We start from the raw sequence: 15,170 nt of genomic DNA, 5'->3' as shown, positions 1-15,170 counted from the left end.
GCATGGCCGGAAGTGAACCCCGGGCCGGCGGCGTGGTCGCGTCCGTGCCCCGGCTGGGGACCGCCAGGCCTGCGGTTCCTCTAGAGTTGGCGCCATGACTCAGGCGCCGGCCCAGGATCGCGGCACGCGGTCGCGCGACGCGATCCTGGACAGCGCAGGCGAGCTGATGTCGCGCCGCGGCTACGCCGCCACGTCCATCTCGATGATCTCCACCGCGTGCGGCCTGCCGGTCAGCTCGATCTACTGGCACTTCGGCAGCAAGGACGGGATCTACGTCGCGGTGCTGGAGCGGGCCAGGACCGCGCTGCTGGCCGCGCTGCCCCCGGCCGAGGTGCCGGGGGGCTGCGTCGAGGAGCGTCTGGACACCTTCCTCGGGGAGGTCGAGGAGGCGTTCCGACGGCACCCGCGCGGTGTGAAGCTGCTGCTGGGGCTGGGCATGGTGCAGCAGGACGCCAGTGCGGCCGCCGTGGCGGAGGTACGTCGCTACCGTGACGCCCTGGTGGCCTGGGCCCGGGACTCCGTGAGCTCCGTCTTCGCCCTGGAGGGCCGCTGCCCCGAGGTGGCGGACGAGTTGGCGCGCTTCACGCTGAGGACGGCGAGCGGTACCGCCGTGGCCCGCTGGTTCGAGCCGGACGCCGCCCTGGAGACCGGACCGCTGCGGGTGGCGCTGCTGGCCCTGGCGGCCCACCACGGCGTTCCGGTACGGGACGCCCCCGGCGGGGGCGTCCGCTCGCCCGGCCTCACGCCAGGGGAATGACGACGCGGTACTTGCCGCCCGGAGACTGCTCGGGTGGCTCGGAGGCGGGTTCGACCTCCACCTGACCCGCTCCGTGGGCGGCGAGCAGGGCACCCAGCTCCTTCCGCACCGACGCCCACAGCCGTTCGCGGTCGGCGCCGGCGGCGTACCTGATCCGCACGCGCAGGATGGTGGGGGACGTCTGCACGATCTGGAACAGGTCGAGGTCCGGGATGCTCTCCAGGAGGGTCTCGAACGCCATCGGCACCATACGGACGGAGCCGCCGTCCCGGTGCGGGAAGGACAGCAGGTCGGCCGCGCGGCCGCGGACCCTGAGCGCGGGCAGCGGGTCGCCGCACGGGCACGCGTCCGGACGCAGCACGACGCTGTCACCCAGGTCGTAGCGCAGGATCGGCTGCGCCCACCGGCACAGGCTGGTCAGCAGCACGGTGGAGGACCGCTCACCCGGCGGTGTGGGCCGGTGGTCGGCGTCCACGGGCTCCAGGACCAGCCAGTCGCCGTGGACGTGGAGCCAGCCCGACGTACAGCCGTAGCCCAGAGCGAGGCTTTCGTTGCAGCCGTAGGAGTTGATCACCTGTGCGCCGAAGGCGGACCGGATCCGCTGGTGGTCGCGGTCGCCGAGCCCTTCCGCCAGGAGTGACACCACCGCCGGGGCGATGCGCAGCCGGCCGGCCAGTTGCTCACCGGCCAGCAGCGCGATCACGGTGGCGTAGCCGCCCAGGAACACCGGCCGGTACCGGTTGAGTTCATCGACCAGGTCGGGCAACGGGCTGTGCACCGACAGCACGTGGCTGTGGCGCGCGGGCAGACGGCCGGCCGCGCGGGAGCGTGCGAGGACCGCGTGGGCGGCCAGATGACCGCTGGTGGCGACGATGTGCGCCGAGCGCATGCGGTGGGCGAGCAACCGGGCGGTCACCGTGGGCGTGAGGGTGCGCCGGGCGGCCCGCAGCGACAGGGCCCGGACCACCGCCGCCGCCCGGTCGTCCAGCAGGAACAGGCCGCGGTGCCCGGTGGTACCGGACGTCGTCGTGACCAGATACCGGCCCAGGAAGCGCTCGCCCACCCGTCCCGGATCGGCGACGAAGGCCCGGACGCCGTCGAGAGTCACGGCCGGATCGGTGACCCACTCGTCGAAGTGGGCCATCAGCGTCGGCTTGTCCGTCACGGGCAGCAGGGCGGTGTCCTCCACCCGTTGCGGCAGGTGCCGGTACAGCTCGCGGTAGTACGGGGAGTGGGCGCGGGCGAAGTCGACCATCGCCGCCAGGCGTTCGCGCTGCCGGTTCGCCAGGGCCCGCGGGCCGAGACGCAGTGTCCGGCGACCGTCCCGGGCCAGAGTCCACGGCGTTGTCGCCGCACCGCTGCCCGGCGGGTGACGGTGGGGTTCCGAGGTCATCGCACCTCCCTCTGAGGGGCATTGGCAGAGTCCCAGAAGGCGCAGTGGTGGGCGGCGGCGAATCCGGTGGTCGGGCCGATCCGGTCCGGTGCCAGCACCTGGACGCGGTCCCCGGCGGGCGTGTAGCGCGGCCAGGTCGGGGTGCCGGGCGCGTTGGGGTCACCGGTGGCCACGAACCGGGCCCAGTGGGCGAGCATGGTGGCGGACAGCCGGCGCTGGGCCGGCGTCAGGGGCGGCACCGCCTCGTTGGGAAACAGGTAGGCGAGTTCGGACGCGTGGAAGGCGCCCTGCGGAGTGTGCGGTGCCGGGATGAACGGTGGTGCCTGGGGGTCGGCGAACTCGTAGGCGTAGACGGGCACCCGCTCGCCGTAGAGCCGGCTGTCGGACCGTGCCGGGCAGGAGAACCGCTGGTCGGTGCCCACGGCGGAGTAGGCCAGGTTGGGCGAGGGGTGGGCCGGGGCCGGATAGGTCTCGAGGACCGCGTCCGCGCGCCGGCCGTGTTCGAGCCTGATCAGGGCGGCGTACGAGGCGGGGGTCAGGGGCCCGCCGCCGAGCAGATCCACGTACAGGGCGGTGAAGTAGCGGTATTCGTCGCGGGTGCTGCCGCTCAGTGTCGGCACGGCGTTCACCCGCCCCGTGGCCCACGCCGCCCGCGGAGCGCGGGGCAGCACCCGCGGTCCGGTGTTCGGCACCCAGCGTGGTGCCGTCCCGGCTCCCGGAGCGCGGATGAGGTCGGAGGCGGGCAGGGAACGCAGACAGGCCGCCGCCGTCTTCGGGTCGACGCAGCCGACCGACACCGCGAAGCCGACGCCCTTCTGCTCGGCCGCGCGGAGCGTGAGCGGAGTCAGGGCGCCATCCGCCGTACAGCTGCCGCTCTGCTGGATCGCGCGGTGGAACAGGTTCTGCGCGGTTGGGGAGGCGATGTGCAGGCAGGTGTCCGCGGATCCGGCGGACTGGCCGCCGAGCGTCACCCGGTTCCGGTCGCCCCCGAAGGCGCCGATGTTGCGTCGCACCCAGTGCAGCGCGGCCTGCTGGTCCATCAGGGCGTAGTCCCCCGAGGCGTGCTCCGTGCCCTCGGCCGAGAGTGCCGGGTGCGCGAGGAACCCCAATGCGCCGAGGCGGTAGTTGACGGTCACCACGACCACGCCCCGTGCGGCCAGGGCAGTGCCGTCGTAGTCGCTGCCCGCGCCGTAGACGTTGGCACCGCCGTGCAGCCACACCAGCACGGGCAGCGGGCCTCCGGTGGTGCGGGCGGGCGTCCACACGTTGAGGTACAGGCAGTCCTCCGTGGTGCTGCCGGTGCGGTTGGACTCCCCGGGCAGGACGGGGCCACCGTCCGGAAGCAGGGTCAGCGGCAGCTGGGGGCAGGGACGGGCCGGTGCGGTGGCGTCCCGCACGCCGGACCACCGCGCGGCGGGTTGCGGTGGACGCCAACGCAGCTCACCGGTCGGCGGGGCGGCGAAGGGGATGCCCTGGAAGACGCTCCCCCCGGTGGTGAGGGCTTCGCCGCGCACCCGGCCGTGGTCGGTGCGCACGACCGGGGCGCCGTGGCCGGTGCCGGCACGGGCGGGGGCGGGCGGGGAGGCGCTGAACCACAGCAGCAGGACCGCGGCGACAGCTGTGACGCGGCCCAGGACGTGGCGCAGGCTGCCGCTCGGGACGTGGCGCCGGGTGAGGGTCGGGACGTGGCGCGGGGTGAGGGTCGGGCGAGCGGTTCTCATGGGTCGCTCCTGGTCCGGGTCGGAGACGGGCAGGGGGCGGGAATGTCATGGCGTGTGCTGGTGGGCGCCGATGTCGAGGCGGCGCCCCGGATGCGGGTCACGCCGCGTGGATCGGTGGCGCGGCACCCGTCCGCGCCGTCGAGCGCGGGACTGCCCGGCAGCAGCGTCGCCGTGTCCGTCGGGCCACCGTGGTCCGCGAGCGGTTCCCGCCACGGGGCACGGCTGGGAAGATCGCCCGCGGCGACGTGACGGTGGAGAATGCCCTGGCGCAGTCGGCGGCCCCACCGGCGACGGGGTTGCCCGACACGACGGAGTCGCGCAGGGTCATGCGCCCCGGCGGCAGGTCGACGAGGTCGGGGATGGGCGAGGGCAGGCTGTTCAGGTAGGCCGGCGCGATGTTGGTTCCGCCACCACCGTCACTCGAACGGCTGCCCGTGATGGGCGAGTCGAGGCTCTCGATGGTTCCCAGGCCGCGAATGTCGATGCCGCCGCCGTACCCGTCGGCGCCTCGGACCGTCGTGGGCGCGTCGACGTTCGGGTCACCGGTGGGGGGATCGGGAGGGGACCCCACGATCTTGCGGGGGTCGGGCGGGATGGCCAGCCGGTACCGACCGGAGAGGGCACATTGACCGTACTGCCCGGACGGGCGTTGGCGGCCGTCACGGCCGCGCGCAGGCTGCACGCGCCCGACACGCTGCGGCACAGGCCGTCCGACGGATCGGCGTCCACCGCGTCGGACGTGGTGTCCACGGTGAACTCCGTCGGCTCGGCGGCCGTGGAAGCGGGGCGGCAGGGGCGGGGGCGGCGAGGTGCCCCACGGCGGCGAGGAGGGCGGCGACGCACGTCGCCGGGGTGGTGATGACCCTCATGCGGTGAACTCCTCTCGGCGAGGAAGCCGGGCATACGAGGACGGGGGTCCGTGAGAACGTCGCGCCGGGCGCGCCGGTGGGCGCGGCTCGTGAGGTGAACACGCCGGAGACGCCGAGGAGTTGGGCAGCCACGGAGTCACGGAATCGCGACGTCACGCTGGAGCGGCGGAGCGGAAACGAGGGTGCTTGCGGACTCGTTCTGGAGCGAGCGTTCCATTCAGGGCGGCGTGTGTCCACAGGGCGACCGGGAATGTGGCCGAATCGCAGTGTCCAGGGCAGGGGAAAGGGCCTGCTCGCCCGGCTGAAAAAAAGGACCGCGCCGAGGGCGCGCGCGACGCGCCTCGGGGTCCTCACGGCCTGGGGCGGAACGGGTGGGCCGGGCTGCTCGAGCCGGCTCCCGGGGCACCGCGTACGCGACTGCGGCCGGGAGATCACCGCGCCCGGCCCGCGGCTCCCGGCACGCCGACGGCACCACCCGTCCGTCGGCGTCCCCGCGCATGCGGTCAGTGCGCGAGGCCGGGGGTACGACCGGTTCAGTCAGTCCTGGTCCTGCGCGTCCGTCGGCGAGGCATCGGCCCCTTCCCCAGACGCCGGCGCCGTCTCCGGTTCGGTCGCCTCGTCACCCGACTCGGTCCTGCCCCGGGTCTGTTTCCCCTGCTCCTCCTCGACGTGCTTGCGCATCTCCTCCGGCTTGTCTCCGACCTGGTCCATGGCGTCCACCTCCCTCGACGGGGCCCCGCCGGGCGCACCGCGGGCCCTCACCGTCAGGGTCACACGGAACAGCCCCCGCGGCTCATTGACGGGGACCACCTGCCGACGGGAGGGTCCTGGCAGTTGCCGCCGGAGAAGGGGGGTCAGGCGCCGAGCCGTGTCACCGTGGCGTCGAGCCGAGCGGCGATCTCCTCCAGCTCGTGCCGGGACGGCTGGTCGGTGCCGAGCCGGTCGACGAGGTCGTCTCGGGAGATGATCTCCAGAGCACCTCGATACCGGTCGCTGTCCAGGGCGGACCCGGGGACGACGACACCGGAACCGGCGACCAGGATCAGCGTCGGGGCATCGGCGTCGGATGTGAGCAGGGCTTCCATGTGCTCCGGGGTGATCACGTCTGTGCTTCCTTCCCGTCGGTGGTGCGGGCGTGTGCGGCGCAGTGGGACGAGTCCCCGGCTCCGGACCTCCTGCACCTCCGCCCCGCGAGCGGCGCTTCCCGCAGTGACCGTCGTCGGCGGTGCGGTCGCAGCCCCGGCCGACCGCGGAGAACGCCCAGACGTGCCGGCGACGGTCCCGGACCCCGCGGAGTCGCTCGAAACCGGCAGCCGTGCAGGTGGCGACGGCGCCGGGGCGGGAGCTCGGGGTGCCGACGAGCGCGCTGGACCAACCCAGCTCCGGTAAGTGGCCGCCGCGGCAACGGTGATCGCCTTGCCGTAGCCGCGACCGCGATGTCCCCGGTGCGTGCACCTCATCGGTTCGAGCAGCCCGGGCTTCCGCGGACCGGCCGACCACACCGTCACCGCTGCCACCGCGTCGCCCCCGTCGTCGTACGTGACCAGGCGCCGGGCGTCGGCGTAGGCACTCCCTCCCTCCGCCATCGCCGGCCAGTGCGCGTCCCCGCGGCGCGGCGACAACGACACACGCCCCGGTTCGACGACCCGCCAACAGCGGCGCGAGACCCGCGAGGGCGCCGAGACCGAAGGATCACCACGGCGGCGAAACCCCGGGGCACAGGGGCGCAGCAGCCCCGCCATGGTGTGTCCCACCACCGCGGAACCGGCATCAGATGGCGGGGTGTACTGACTCCTCCGCCTGGGCAGCGCCGTTGTCGTTCATGGTCATCGGGCCATCGTCATGGCCGCCGCCCGGCGATCATCCGCCACTCGTCGGGGTCCGGCCCCGGCCTCGCAACCGGTCGGCGCGCCGTCGCCGCCGTGCCTGGTCAGTCGTGCCGGGCGAGTTTGACTGCGGAGACGAGCAGGATCACGGCCAGCAAGGGGAGGAGCACAAGATCCGGGAACACGCCGAGGAGCAGCCCGCCCAGCATCGCCCCGGCGACCGAGCCCGCGGCCATCACCCAGGTGAAACGCAGGTTGAGGCCCAGGACGGCGAAGCTTCCGTCGCGGCTGTAGCGGGCGAAGGCGACCAGCATCGTGGGGAGCGACACCAGCAGGGACAGGCTTCCCGCGGTTTTGATGTCCTCCCCGAACAGCAGCACGATCGTCGGGATCAGCAGCTCGCCCCCGGCCACACCCATGATCGCCGCGACCACACCGATGCCGAAGCCGGCCGTGACGCCGGAGGGCACCCGAACCCACATCGGCAGCTCCAGTGTCCCCAGGGTGCCGATGTGCGTGACCACCAGTGCGGCCGCCATGAGCAGCATCAACGCCGCCAGGACCTTGTAGAGGGTGGCGCTGCGCATGCGCACCGCCCAGGTCGCCCCGGCCCAGGCACCCAGCAGACTGCCGGCCAGCAGGTCGAGCACGACGGGCCAGCGGGCACCCACCTCGGCGGCCGGAACCGCGACCAACCGGGCGGGCAGCGCGACCAGGACCACGACCAGGCTCATCGCCTTGTTCAGGATCACGGCCGAGAGTGCGGCGAACCCGAAGAGGCCGATCAGCAGCGGCAAACGGAACTCCGCCCCGCCCAACCCGATCATCCCGCCCAGAACACCGACGGCCGCACCCGCGCCGAACACCACGGGTGCCGAGTGGGTCGGGCGGAGGGGAACTGGGCCCCGGTCAGTGGTCATGACGCGCATCCTCGCCGACGGCCGTCCCCGCTGCCGCGGCAGGTCCCCCTTCGAGTAGAGGCACCGGATGTTCCCCGGTCCGTCGACCAGGACGTTCCGGAAGAGTTGCAGTGGCCCGCGGCGGCAACGCCGGGTGGGTTCACGGCCGGCACCCGGGAACCTGCCGGGCGGGACGGTTCAGACGTGCGTGAGAAGGCGTTCCAGCGGCCGGGGGACACGATCGAGGTCGACGTGGGCGACCAGCGCCCGCGCGTACAGCGCCTTGCGTCCGCTGTGTGTGCCCATGAAACGCCGCAGTTGGTGTTCCACCGGGCGTTCCCGCTGCGCCGGCTGGCCCTGGAAGGTGCGGAAGGGTCGTGTCTCGCCCTGGGCCTCGATGACCTGCTGCACACCCTCGGCGCCGACGGCACGGATCAGCTCGTCCTCCAGGTCGGCGACGCACATGTGGAACCCGAGCGTCTCCAGTTCGGCCTGCGTGCGGCCGGCGCCGAGCCCCACCCGTTCGAGATGGCGCCGGAAGTGCCGCTCCTCGCCGATGTCGTAGAGACCGGCCAGCGGGAGGCCGAGCCCCGGGGGACCGCACACGTCCAGGAAGCGCCCGATGCTCATCGCCCCTCCGAGGGGCACGGTCAGGACGCCCTCGGCTTCGAGGTTGCGGCCGTAGCGCGTGGCCAGTGCTTCGATCGCGACCTGATCGCTGCTGCCCTCGACGAGCACGATCGTCCGAACACCGCCGCCAGCCAGGTCCCGTGCCTCCGCGGCGGCTGCGCTCGCCTCCGCTCCCCCGGCCGCCCAGGTGATCAGCGCCTGGCGCAATCCGCTCGACCCGTCCACGGCACCTCGCTTTCGGCGTCATCCTGACACGGCCGCGGTCTCCGGCGCATGCGCGTTTCGGGGCCGGTGACGGCTGCCTCCCGGCGTCCCTGCTCACGGGGCGTCGGCGCTCGGCCGCATGAGGTCGAGGTCCTCGCCCCACGCGTCCAGCACCTCACCGTGTCCGGTCGCTCGGGCCGCCGCCTCGACCAGGGTGAAGAGGTGCCGTTGCAGGTCCACGTCGCCTGTTGCCGAGATGCGCTCCACGGCACGGAGCACCACCTCGGTGCTCCAGCCCGGCAGTGGGTGCCGGGTGAGCTCCCACTCCAGATACTTGTTGTAGGGGCGGGGGCGACGGTCGAGGGCGAAGAGCAGGTCGAGCAGGAACCGGATGCTGTCCGCGGCATCGAGGCGAGCGGAGAACACCTGGCCGTCCCGGTGATTCTTGACGGAGCGGTACAGGGAGTTGGCATAGGCGTCGAGCCGGCCGCGTGCGAACCGGAATGCCTCATCGGCACCCAGCCGGGCCTTGTCGGCCAGGATGCGCGCGATGCCTCCGTCGAGGCGGTCGAGCACGATCCGGGCCCGGGCGAGGGCGTAGCGTTCGTTTCCGGGCATCCCGGCCGCGCGGAACTCGGCGAGGGAGACGACGACGAGGTCGAGCCCGGCGGTGCGGTGGCCAGCGAAACGGGTGAGCCCGGTCGTGGCGTCATCGGCGAGGACCACGTACAGGTCATGGTCGGAGTACCGGGTGATCATGCCGTCGTGGGCCCGGGAACCCTTGAGGACGAGGCCGACGACGGCTGGGTCGGCGGCGGCGAGTGCGACGAACGTGTCGTAGGTGAGAGGCTGCTGAGCAGTCATGACGTGGATCTCCGCTGAAGTGGGTGACGGACGTGCCTGCCTGGGCGGCCCTGCCACGAGGGGCGCCCGGCACCGTCTGCGGCTGCGCATGGCCACCGCCCGGAAGATCAACGCACGACGGGAGCCTATCCTCCGGCGGATGTGAGGGGCAGTTGCTTTCGGCGGAGGCGTCGGGTCGCTGGGACGACGGGTGGTGGGAGGCACCCGGCCGCCGCCGGATCGGGCGGCGCGGCGCGGCAGTTGGGCCCGTTCGCCCCGCTCGCACACGCGTGCCGCCGGGCGGCGTTGCGCAGCGTTTCGCGGGTATACGCGTCGCGACAGGCTTGTCTACGCGGACAGCAAGGCGGACGCCCATGGCCCAGGCAACTGGAGATGACGAGCAGCAGTCGCTGGCCACCGGGTCCCTCTCGGTGTCCGCCGCGTTCGAAGGCGGCGAAGCGATCGCCGAGGCGCGTGATGTGGCCCGGTCCTTCCTGGCCGAGGTCCGGACCGCGCTCGGGCTGCCGGTGTCCGACCGGGTGATGGGCATGGTGCAGTTGGTGGTCAGCGAATTGGTGACCAACGCCCGCAAGTACGCGCCCGGACCCTGTCTTCTGACGCTCGTCGTCGAAGAGGGCGCCGTCCAGGTGAGTGTGTGGGACAGCAGCACGACACTGCCGGCGGTCATGGCCACCGATCCAGGCCGGGTCGGGCAGCACGGTCTGGAGATCGTGATGGGCGTGTGCCGGAGCTTCGCCGTTCACCGGGAGCCCATGGGCAAACGGATCACGGCGGGAATCGCGCTGACCGACGCTCCCGGCGCCGGCACGGTCGGCCGCCAGGTGTAACGGGCGGTTGACCGCGCCTTTCGGCCGCATGCGACGCGGCACGTCGTCCACGGCGCGCTGCCCGGCGCAACCGGGTGTCAGCTCCGGCGCCCCGCATGGCGACGATCACCACGAGACCTCCCGTACGTATCGGCGCCGTCCCCCGGCCGGCGGCCGCCAGGACGATCAGCGTCGGGACATCCGCGAAGCGGGGAACGGTGCTGAGCGGTGCGGCGGCGCGCAGAGCCGGCAAGGCCGGGCCGCGAGGGCGCATCGCCCAACGTGGACGCAACCGCCCCGCACCCGGTCGGCAGGGCGGAGCCGCGCGGGACGGAATCCTCTCACCGGCCGTGGCATCGGCGCCGCGCCTCAGTGGTGCGGCACTGCAGTCACGGGCACGCGGAAATGGTGCCGCACCGCGTGTGCGACCCGTCCGAGCCGGAGTGCGCGGTGCCCGTGCATCCTCGCGTGCCAGGTGTCCGGCCTCACCGGCGTGGGGTCGAAGGGCCCTGGCCGGAGCGGGATCCGTGTGGTGTGCTGGAGGTGGCGGGAAGGACCCGACACAGACGCGGAGAAGTGGTTTCGGCCACGCACCGCGCAATGAGGATCCGCAAGAAGCGGGTGAGTCCTTCCCGCCCCTCGACGAGTGCAGGGAGTACGGGAGTTCACCGCCGACGGCACCGGGCGCGCCGCCTGCCGGGCGGTCGGGCCGCGGCTCAGGACCGGGGCGGGGCCTCCGGCTGCCCGCCGTCGGCCTCGTGCGCCTTTGGTCCAGGTCTCCCCGCATCGGCAGCGGGAGTACTCGATCAGCTGAGCTTCCCCGGACACGCTCAGCCCCTGGCTGAGTCGGACATGTACATGATCGGCCATGCGGAGCTGCTTTCCCTGACGTTCGGCTGCTTGCGCTTGGGGTGAGGGGCCGCCGCGCTCATCGGCGATGCCCCAGCCCACACGACGTCCTCGGGGAGCGGCCGCGCGCTGTCCCCGTCGGTGCGTCGGCGGGCCTCGGCATCCGTGGGCCCCTACCGTGGTGGATTCCGTGGTCACCACGGAGGCGGCTCCCGCCCCGGACGGGAGAGAGTGGGGGAACGGCGATCGGGCCCGCCACGACACACGGGGCCGGTCGGGACCACGAACCACAGGGGTGACCATGAGCAGCACCGCCGGCAGCACGTACGAGGGGTTCACGGCCGAGGAGCGGGCCGCGATGAAGGACCACGCCGAGGAGCGGAAGAAGGCCGCGCGCCGCGGCTCGGCCGCGGACAAGGCGGCGCAGGCGGAGCGGGACGTGCTCGCGAAGATCGCGGAGATGGGGGACTCGGACCGGACCATGGCCGAGCGCGTCCACGCGGTCGTCACCGCCGCCGCCCCGGTCCTCGCGCCGAAGCTCTGGTACGGGATGCCCGCCTACGCGCTGGACGGCAAGGTCGTCTGTTTCTTCCAGAGCGCGGAGAAGTTCAAGGCGCGGTACGCGACGCTCGGGTTCAGCGACCGGGCGAACCTCGACGAGGGCCCGATGTGGGCGGCAGGTTTCGCCCTGACCGAGGTGACACCCGAGGTGGAGGCGCGGATCGCCGCGCTCGTGCGGCGGGCGGTGAGCTGAGGCGCCTGCCCGCGCCGGCGCCGTGGGCCCTGCTCACCCCACGGTCACGGGCGTGAGGCCGAGCCCGGCGAGTGCCGCCGTGCCGGCGGCGGCGTGCTCGCCCCCGGCGAGCAGCAGCGTGCGCGCGGCCTGGTAGGGGCAGCCGGCCGCCTCGAAGGCGGCCGCGGCGGCGAGGTGCCGTTCCGGATCGCCGTCCAGCAGGGCCTGTGCGCGGTCCAGTTGGGCGGTGGCGACGGGGTTGCCGGCGACCACCGCGCGGGCGGCGTCGACGCGGCGCCGGGCCTCCGGGTGCCCGGCGAGCACCGACGCCTCCGCCCTGAGGGCCACGTACCAGTGCAGCCAGACCCAGCAGACCCATTTCCACACCCCTTCCGGCTCCGGCGCCAGGCGTTCCAGCGCCGCGTCGGCGTCGGCGTGATGGAGCAGCACCAGCGAGTCGAAGACCGCGCCGAAGCCGTGGCGGTGGTCCAGGACGGGGCCCGCCCGGTCCGCGATCGTGAGCCATGTCGCGCGTGCCTCGTGGTCGCCGCGCAGGCCGTGCACCATCGCGACGGACGCGGCGGCCGGGCCGAGCACGAACGACCGCGGCCGGCCCCCGTGCTTCCACGCGTCGAGGAACCTGGAGCTGCCCGTGAGCACCTCCTCGGCACGGCCGGCGAACGCCTCCGTGACGAGCAGCCAGGAGGTGGCGTGGTGTCCGGCCTCGGAGAGCAGAGGATGTCCGGCGAGCCGCTCACCGAACCGGCGGGCCTGTGCCAACTCCCCCACGCCCTGGGCGTTTCCGGCGGCCATGCCGAGGGCGTCCACCAGTTCCTGCGTACGGGCGGGGGTGTGCCGTACCGGAGCCAGCACGTCGATCCGGCGCCGGGCCGCGGCCGCAGCGCCGAAGGAGTCACCTGCCCAGCTGCAGGCACCGGCGAGCGCGTCCAGGGCGGCCGATTCGCCCACCGGGTCACCCGCCCTCCGGGCGAGGGCGACGGCACGTTCGGCACACCGGACCGTCTCCTGCGCGGTGTTGTCCGCGCCCCCCTGAACCGCGCCGTAGGCGTCCGCGACCACGGCCGCCTCGGCCAGTGCGACGGCCGCCTCGGCGGCCGGGTCGCCGGCACTGCACAGCTCTCGCGCTTCGGCGAGCGCGGCGGTCACCTCCTCGGCGGCGGGGATCCGGGTGAAGGTGCTGGAGAAGCGGTAGGCGACGGTGGCGGCGGCCGCCAGGTCCCGGCCGGCACCGGCGGTGTCGCCGAACCGCCGGGCCGCCCGTGCGGCGGCGCGGAGCAGGCGGAACATGTCCTCGCCCCGTCGGCGGCACCCGGCCACCGAGGCGGCCTCCCGCAGTGCCTCGGCAGCGGCGCCGTCATCGGCGAGGGCGGCGGCCTGCTCGAAGCGCTGCTGTGCCTCGCCGAGCAGGTTGCGGGTGAAGGTCAGTCCGGCCAGGGACAGGGCGAGGCGGTGGGCGCGGGCCCGCTGCTCGGGCCGCTCGGCGGCCCAGGCGAGGGCGGCCCGGAAGTCCTCCGCCACCGCGTCGAAGCGGGTACGCGATTCCGAGCCGCCGGTCCCCGTCAGGGCGGTCGCAGCATCGAGGCACCAGGTGAGGTGGCGGGTGCGGACCTCGGCGGACTCCCGGGCGGCGGCCAGGTGCTCGGCGCCGTACTGGCGGATGGTCTCCAGGGCTTTGTAGCGGGTGCCGTCCGCGGAGGGGGTCACGGTGAGCAGGCTCTGTTCGGCGAGCCTGCCCAGTGCGTCGGCGACCGCGACCGGATCGAGCGGGGCGAACCCGGCCACCTCGGCGGCCGCCCGCGCGGTGAACGGCTCGACGAACACCGACACCCGCCGCAGCAGCGCACGGTCCTGCGGCTCCAGCAGGTCGTGGCTCCAGTCCAGCACCGCCCGCACCGACCGGTGCCGGCCGTCGACCCGCGGACCGCCGGTCAGGATCCGCAACTGGTCGCGCAGGCCGACCGACAGACCGTCGAGGCCCAGCGTCGACCAGCGGGCCGCCGCCAGCTCGATGGCCAGCGCCATGCCGTCGAGCCGCTCGCACAGGGCCGCGACGTCGGCACGCACCGCGGGGCCCGGCGCCCGGCCGACGGCCGCCGCCCGCTCCATGAACAGGGCGACCGCCTCCGAGTCGCCGCCGCCCGCCCGCGACAGCGGCGGCACCGGGAAGGCCCACTCGAACGGCACCATCAGCCGGGCCCGGCTCGTCGCGAGCACCCGCAACCGCGGGCAGGCCACCAGCAGCCGCTCCACGAACGGCCCCAGCCCGTCCCGCACGTGTTCGCAGTTGTCCAGCACCAGCAGGGTCTCGCGATCGGCCAGCGCGGCCACCACCGCGTCGTCGATGCCACCACCGGGCTGCTCCCCCACGCCCACGGCCGCCGCGACCGCCGCCCCGACCCGGCCCGGATCGGTCACCGGGACCAGGTCGACGAACCGGACGCCGTCGGTGAAGTCGGCGGCCACCTCCTCCGCCACCGCCAGGGCCAGCCGCGTCTTGCCGACCCCGCCCGGACCGACCGCGGTCACCTGCCGGTGGGTCCGCACCGCCTCGGCCAACTCCGCGCGCACCCGCACCCGTCCGACGAACGCGGTCAGCGGCACCGGGAGGACGGGCGCCGGGCGCGGCCCCCGGACGCGGGCGAGCTCGGCCGAGTGCCGGGACAGTGCACGGCGGTCCGGCAACTCCGCTTTGCGCAGCAGCGACGAGACGTGCGACTCGACCGTGCGCACCGAGATGAACAGCCGCGCGGCGATCTCCGCGTTGCTCAAATGTTCCCCGAGCAGCGCGAGAACCTCGGCTTCCCGAGCCGAGATCGCGGAACCGGACGACGACTTGCTGGCTGGACCGGACACCGGCTCATTATCCGTGGTGGTTCTCCGTGGTCGGCACGGAGACGGACCGTACGCCGGTGGAGGGAGGCTGTGACCACAGCCTCCGGTGACCGCTCGAGGCGACGGCCCGCCCCACGACGACAGGAGTGACCATGACCGGTTCCGCCCCCCGGGACAGCAGGACCGCGCCGCACCCGGTGTGCGACCCGGCGACGGCCGAGGTGGTGGACGCCGCCTCCCGCTCCCGTGTCCGGCGTCGCCGCGACACCGAGCACCGGCTCGCCCACGACGTCGACGTCTGGGTGGCCAGCGCCTCACGGGACGGCGCGCCGTATCTGGTGCCGCTGTCCTTCGACTGGGACGGAGAGGCCGTGCTGGTGGCCACCGCGGCCGACAGCCCGACCGGCAGGAACCTGGCCGCCACCCGGACCACCCGGCTGGCGCTGGGCCACACCCGTGACGTCGTCATGATCGAGGGCACGGTCGAGGTCCTCGGGATCGACACGCTGCCGCGGCACCGGGGTGACCGGTTCGCCGTCCGCACCGGCTTCGACCCCCGCGGGTCGGCCACGCGGTACCGCTGGTTCCGTATCACCCCGCACCGGGTCCAGGCCTGGCGCGAGGAGGACGAACTGCGCGACCGCGAGTTGATGCGGGACGGTTGCTGGCTGGTGTGAGCCCTGGGGCGCACGGCCCGCCCGTGCTGGTCTCATCGGGCCCGCCCGGGTATCGAACCGCCGTCAGGACGGGAGAGAAGAACAGACGG

General features: G+C 73.8%; 14 protein-coding genes and 2 pseudogenes. 4 read left to right on the top strand and 12 right to left on the bottom strand.

Translation table 11 applies throughout. From position 1 onward, the window contains the following. Window positions 1–94: 94 nt before the first annotated feature. The gene (locus ACFYOV_RS17125; protein WP_389088394.1) at window positions 95–757 is read left to right on the top strand and encodes a TetR/AcrR family transcriptional regulator; all 663 of its coding nucleotides are present in this window, start codon (window positions 95–97) and stop codon (window positions 755–757) included. Here the strand turns inward: ACFYOV_RS17125 and ACFYOV_RS17120 are convergent. The 11 genes and pseudogenes from ACFYOV_RS17120 to ACFYOV_RS17070 form a co-directional block, all read right to left on the bottom strand. Beyond that, a complete protein-coding gene (locus tag ACFYOV_RS17120; protein WP_389088391.1) occupies window positions 741–2,150 on the bottom strand; it encodes a phenylacetate--CoA ligase family protein in 1,410 nt (469 codons plus the stop codon). The genes ACFYOV_RS17125 and ACFYOV_RS17120 overlap by 17 nt on opposite strands. Further along, on the bottom strand, window positions 2,147–3,871 hold the full coding sequence (locus ACFYOV_RS17115) for a carboxylesterase/lipase family protein (RefSeq protein WP_389088389.1): 1,725 nt from the start codon (window positions 3,869–3,871) through the stop codon (window positions 2,147–2,149). Before ACFYOV_RS17115 ends, ACFYOV_RS17120 begins: the two co-directional genes overlap by 4 nt. Continuing rightward, complete coding sequence (locus ACFYOV_RS17110; RefSeq protein ID WP_389088755.1) at window positions 3,868–4,032, bottom strand: hypothetical protein; 165 nt, start codon at window positions 4,030–4,032, stop codon at window positions 3,868–3,870. The genes ACFYOV_RS17115 and ACFYOV_RS17110 overlap by 4 nt, the downstream gene beginning before the upstream one ends. Continuing rightward, a complete protein-coding gene (locus ACFYOV_RS17105; RefSeq protein ID WP_389088773.1) occupies window positions 3,969–4,553 on the bottom strand; it encodes a hypothetical protein in 585 nt (194 codons plus the stop codon). Before ACFYOV_RS17105 ends, ACFYOV_RS17110 begins: the two co-directional genes overlap by 64 nt. A gap of 2 nt (window positions 4,554–4,555) precedes the next feature. Beyond that, window positions 4,556–4,774 (bottom strand): annotated as a pseudogene (locus ACFYOV_RS17100) (hypothetical protein); the annotation flags it as partial. Between the two features lie 503 nt (window positions 4,775–5,277). After that, window positions 5,278–5,451, bottom strand: a complete 174-nt coding sequence (locus tag ACFYOV_RS17095; RefSeq protein WP_389088771.1) for a hypothetical protein — start codon at window positions 5,449–5,451, stop codon at window positions 5,278–5,280. 143 nt (window positions 5,452–5,594) lie between these two features. Further along, window positions 5,595–5,843 carry a hypothetical protein gene (locus ACFYOV_RS17090; protein WP_389088769.1) on the bottom strand — a complete coding sequence of 83 codons (249 nt, stop codon included), beginning with the start codon at window positions 5,841–5,843 and terminating at the stop codon, window positions 5,595–5,597. Window positions 5,844–6,009: 166 nt separating this feature from the next. Continuing rightward, window positions 6,010–6,338 (bottom strand): annotated as a pseudogene (locus ACFYOV_RS17085) (GNAT family N-acetyltransferase); the annotation flags it as partial. A gap of 332 nt (window positions 6,339–6,670) precedes the next feature. Further along, window positions 6,671–7,486, bottom strand: a complete 816-nt coding sequence (locus ACFYOV_RS17080; RefSeq protein WP_389088386.1) for a sulfite exporter TauE/SafE family protein — start codon at window positions 7,484–7,486, stop codon at window positions 6,671–6,673. A 177-nt stretch (window positions 7,487–7,663) separates the two neighbouring features. Then, a complete protein-coding gene (locus ACFYOV_RS17075) occupies window positions 7,664–8,320 on the bottom strand; it encodes a TOPRIM nucleotidyl transferase/hydrolase domain-containing protein (protein ID WP_389088384.1) in 657 nt (218 codons plus the stop codon). 93 nt (window positions 8,321–8,413) lie between these two features. Next, a complete protein-coding gene (locus ACFYOV_RS17070; RefSeq protein ID WP_389088381.1) occupies window positions 8,414–9,163 on the bottom strand; it encodes a hypothetical protein in 750 nt (249 codons plus the stop codon). Between the two features lie 353 nt (window positions 9,164–9,516). Between ACFYOV_RS17070 and ACFYOV_RS17065 the strand changes: the two genes are divergently transcribed. Both ACFYOV_RS17065 and ACFYOV_RS17060 read left to right on the top strand, forming a co-directional pair. Then, window positions 9,517–9,990 (top strand): ATP-binding protein, encoded by a 474-nt coding sequence (locus ACFYOV_RS17065; protein ID WP_389088379.1) that lies wholly within the window; start codon window positions 9,517–9,519, stop codon window positions 9,988–9,990. Window positions 9,991–11,119: 1,129 nt separating this feature from the next. Beyond that, window positions 11,120–11,572, top strand: coding sequence for an iron chaperone (locus ACFYOV_RS17060; RefSeq protein ID WP_389088377.1), 453 nt, complete (start codon window positions 11,120–11,122; stop codon window positions 11,570–11,572). A gap of 33 nt (window positions 11,573–11,605) precedes the next feature. On the opposite strand, the gene ACFYOV_RS17055 is transcribed toward ACFYOV_RS17060, so the two are convergent. Next, the gene (locus ACFYOV_RS17055) at window positions 11,606–14,425 is read right to left on the bottom strand and encodes an ATP-binding protein (RefSeq protein ID WP_389088374.1); all 2,820 of its coding nucleotides are present in this window, start codon (window positions 14,423–14,425) and stop codon (window positions 11,606–11,608) included. Between the two features lie 200 nt (window positions 14,426–14,625). Here ACFYOV_RS17055 and ACFYOV_RS17050 point away from each other — a divergent pair, with 200 nt between their 5' ends. After that, window positions 14,626–15,081 carry a pyridoxamine 5'-phosphate oxidase family protein gene (locus ACFYOV_RS17050; protein ID WP_389088752.1) on the top strand — a complete coding sequence of 152 codons (456 nt, stop codon included), beginning with the start codon at window positions 14,626–14,628 and terminating at the stop codon, window positions 15,079–15,081. Window positions 15,082–15,170 lie beyond the last annotated feature (89 nt).

This window comes from Streptomyces sp. NPDC005931, from assembly GCF_042871235.1.
Classification (GTDB): domain Bacteria; phylum Actinomycetota; class Actinomycetes; order Streptomycetales; family Streptomycetaceae; genus Streptomyces.
The sequence above is the reverse complement of the archived record's forward strand: the minus strand, read 5'-3'. Positions and strand labels throughout refer to the sequence as shown.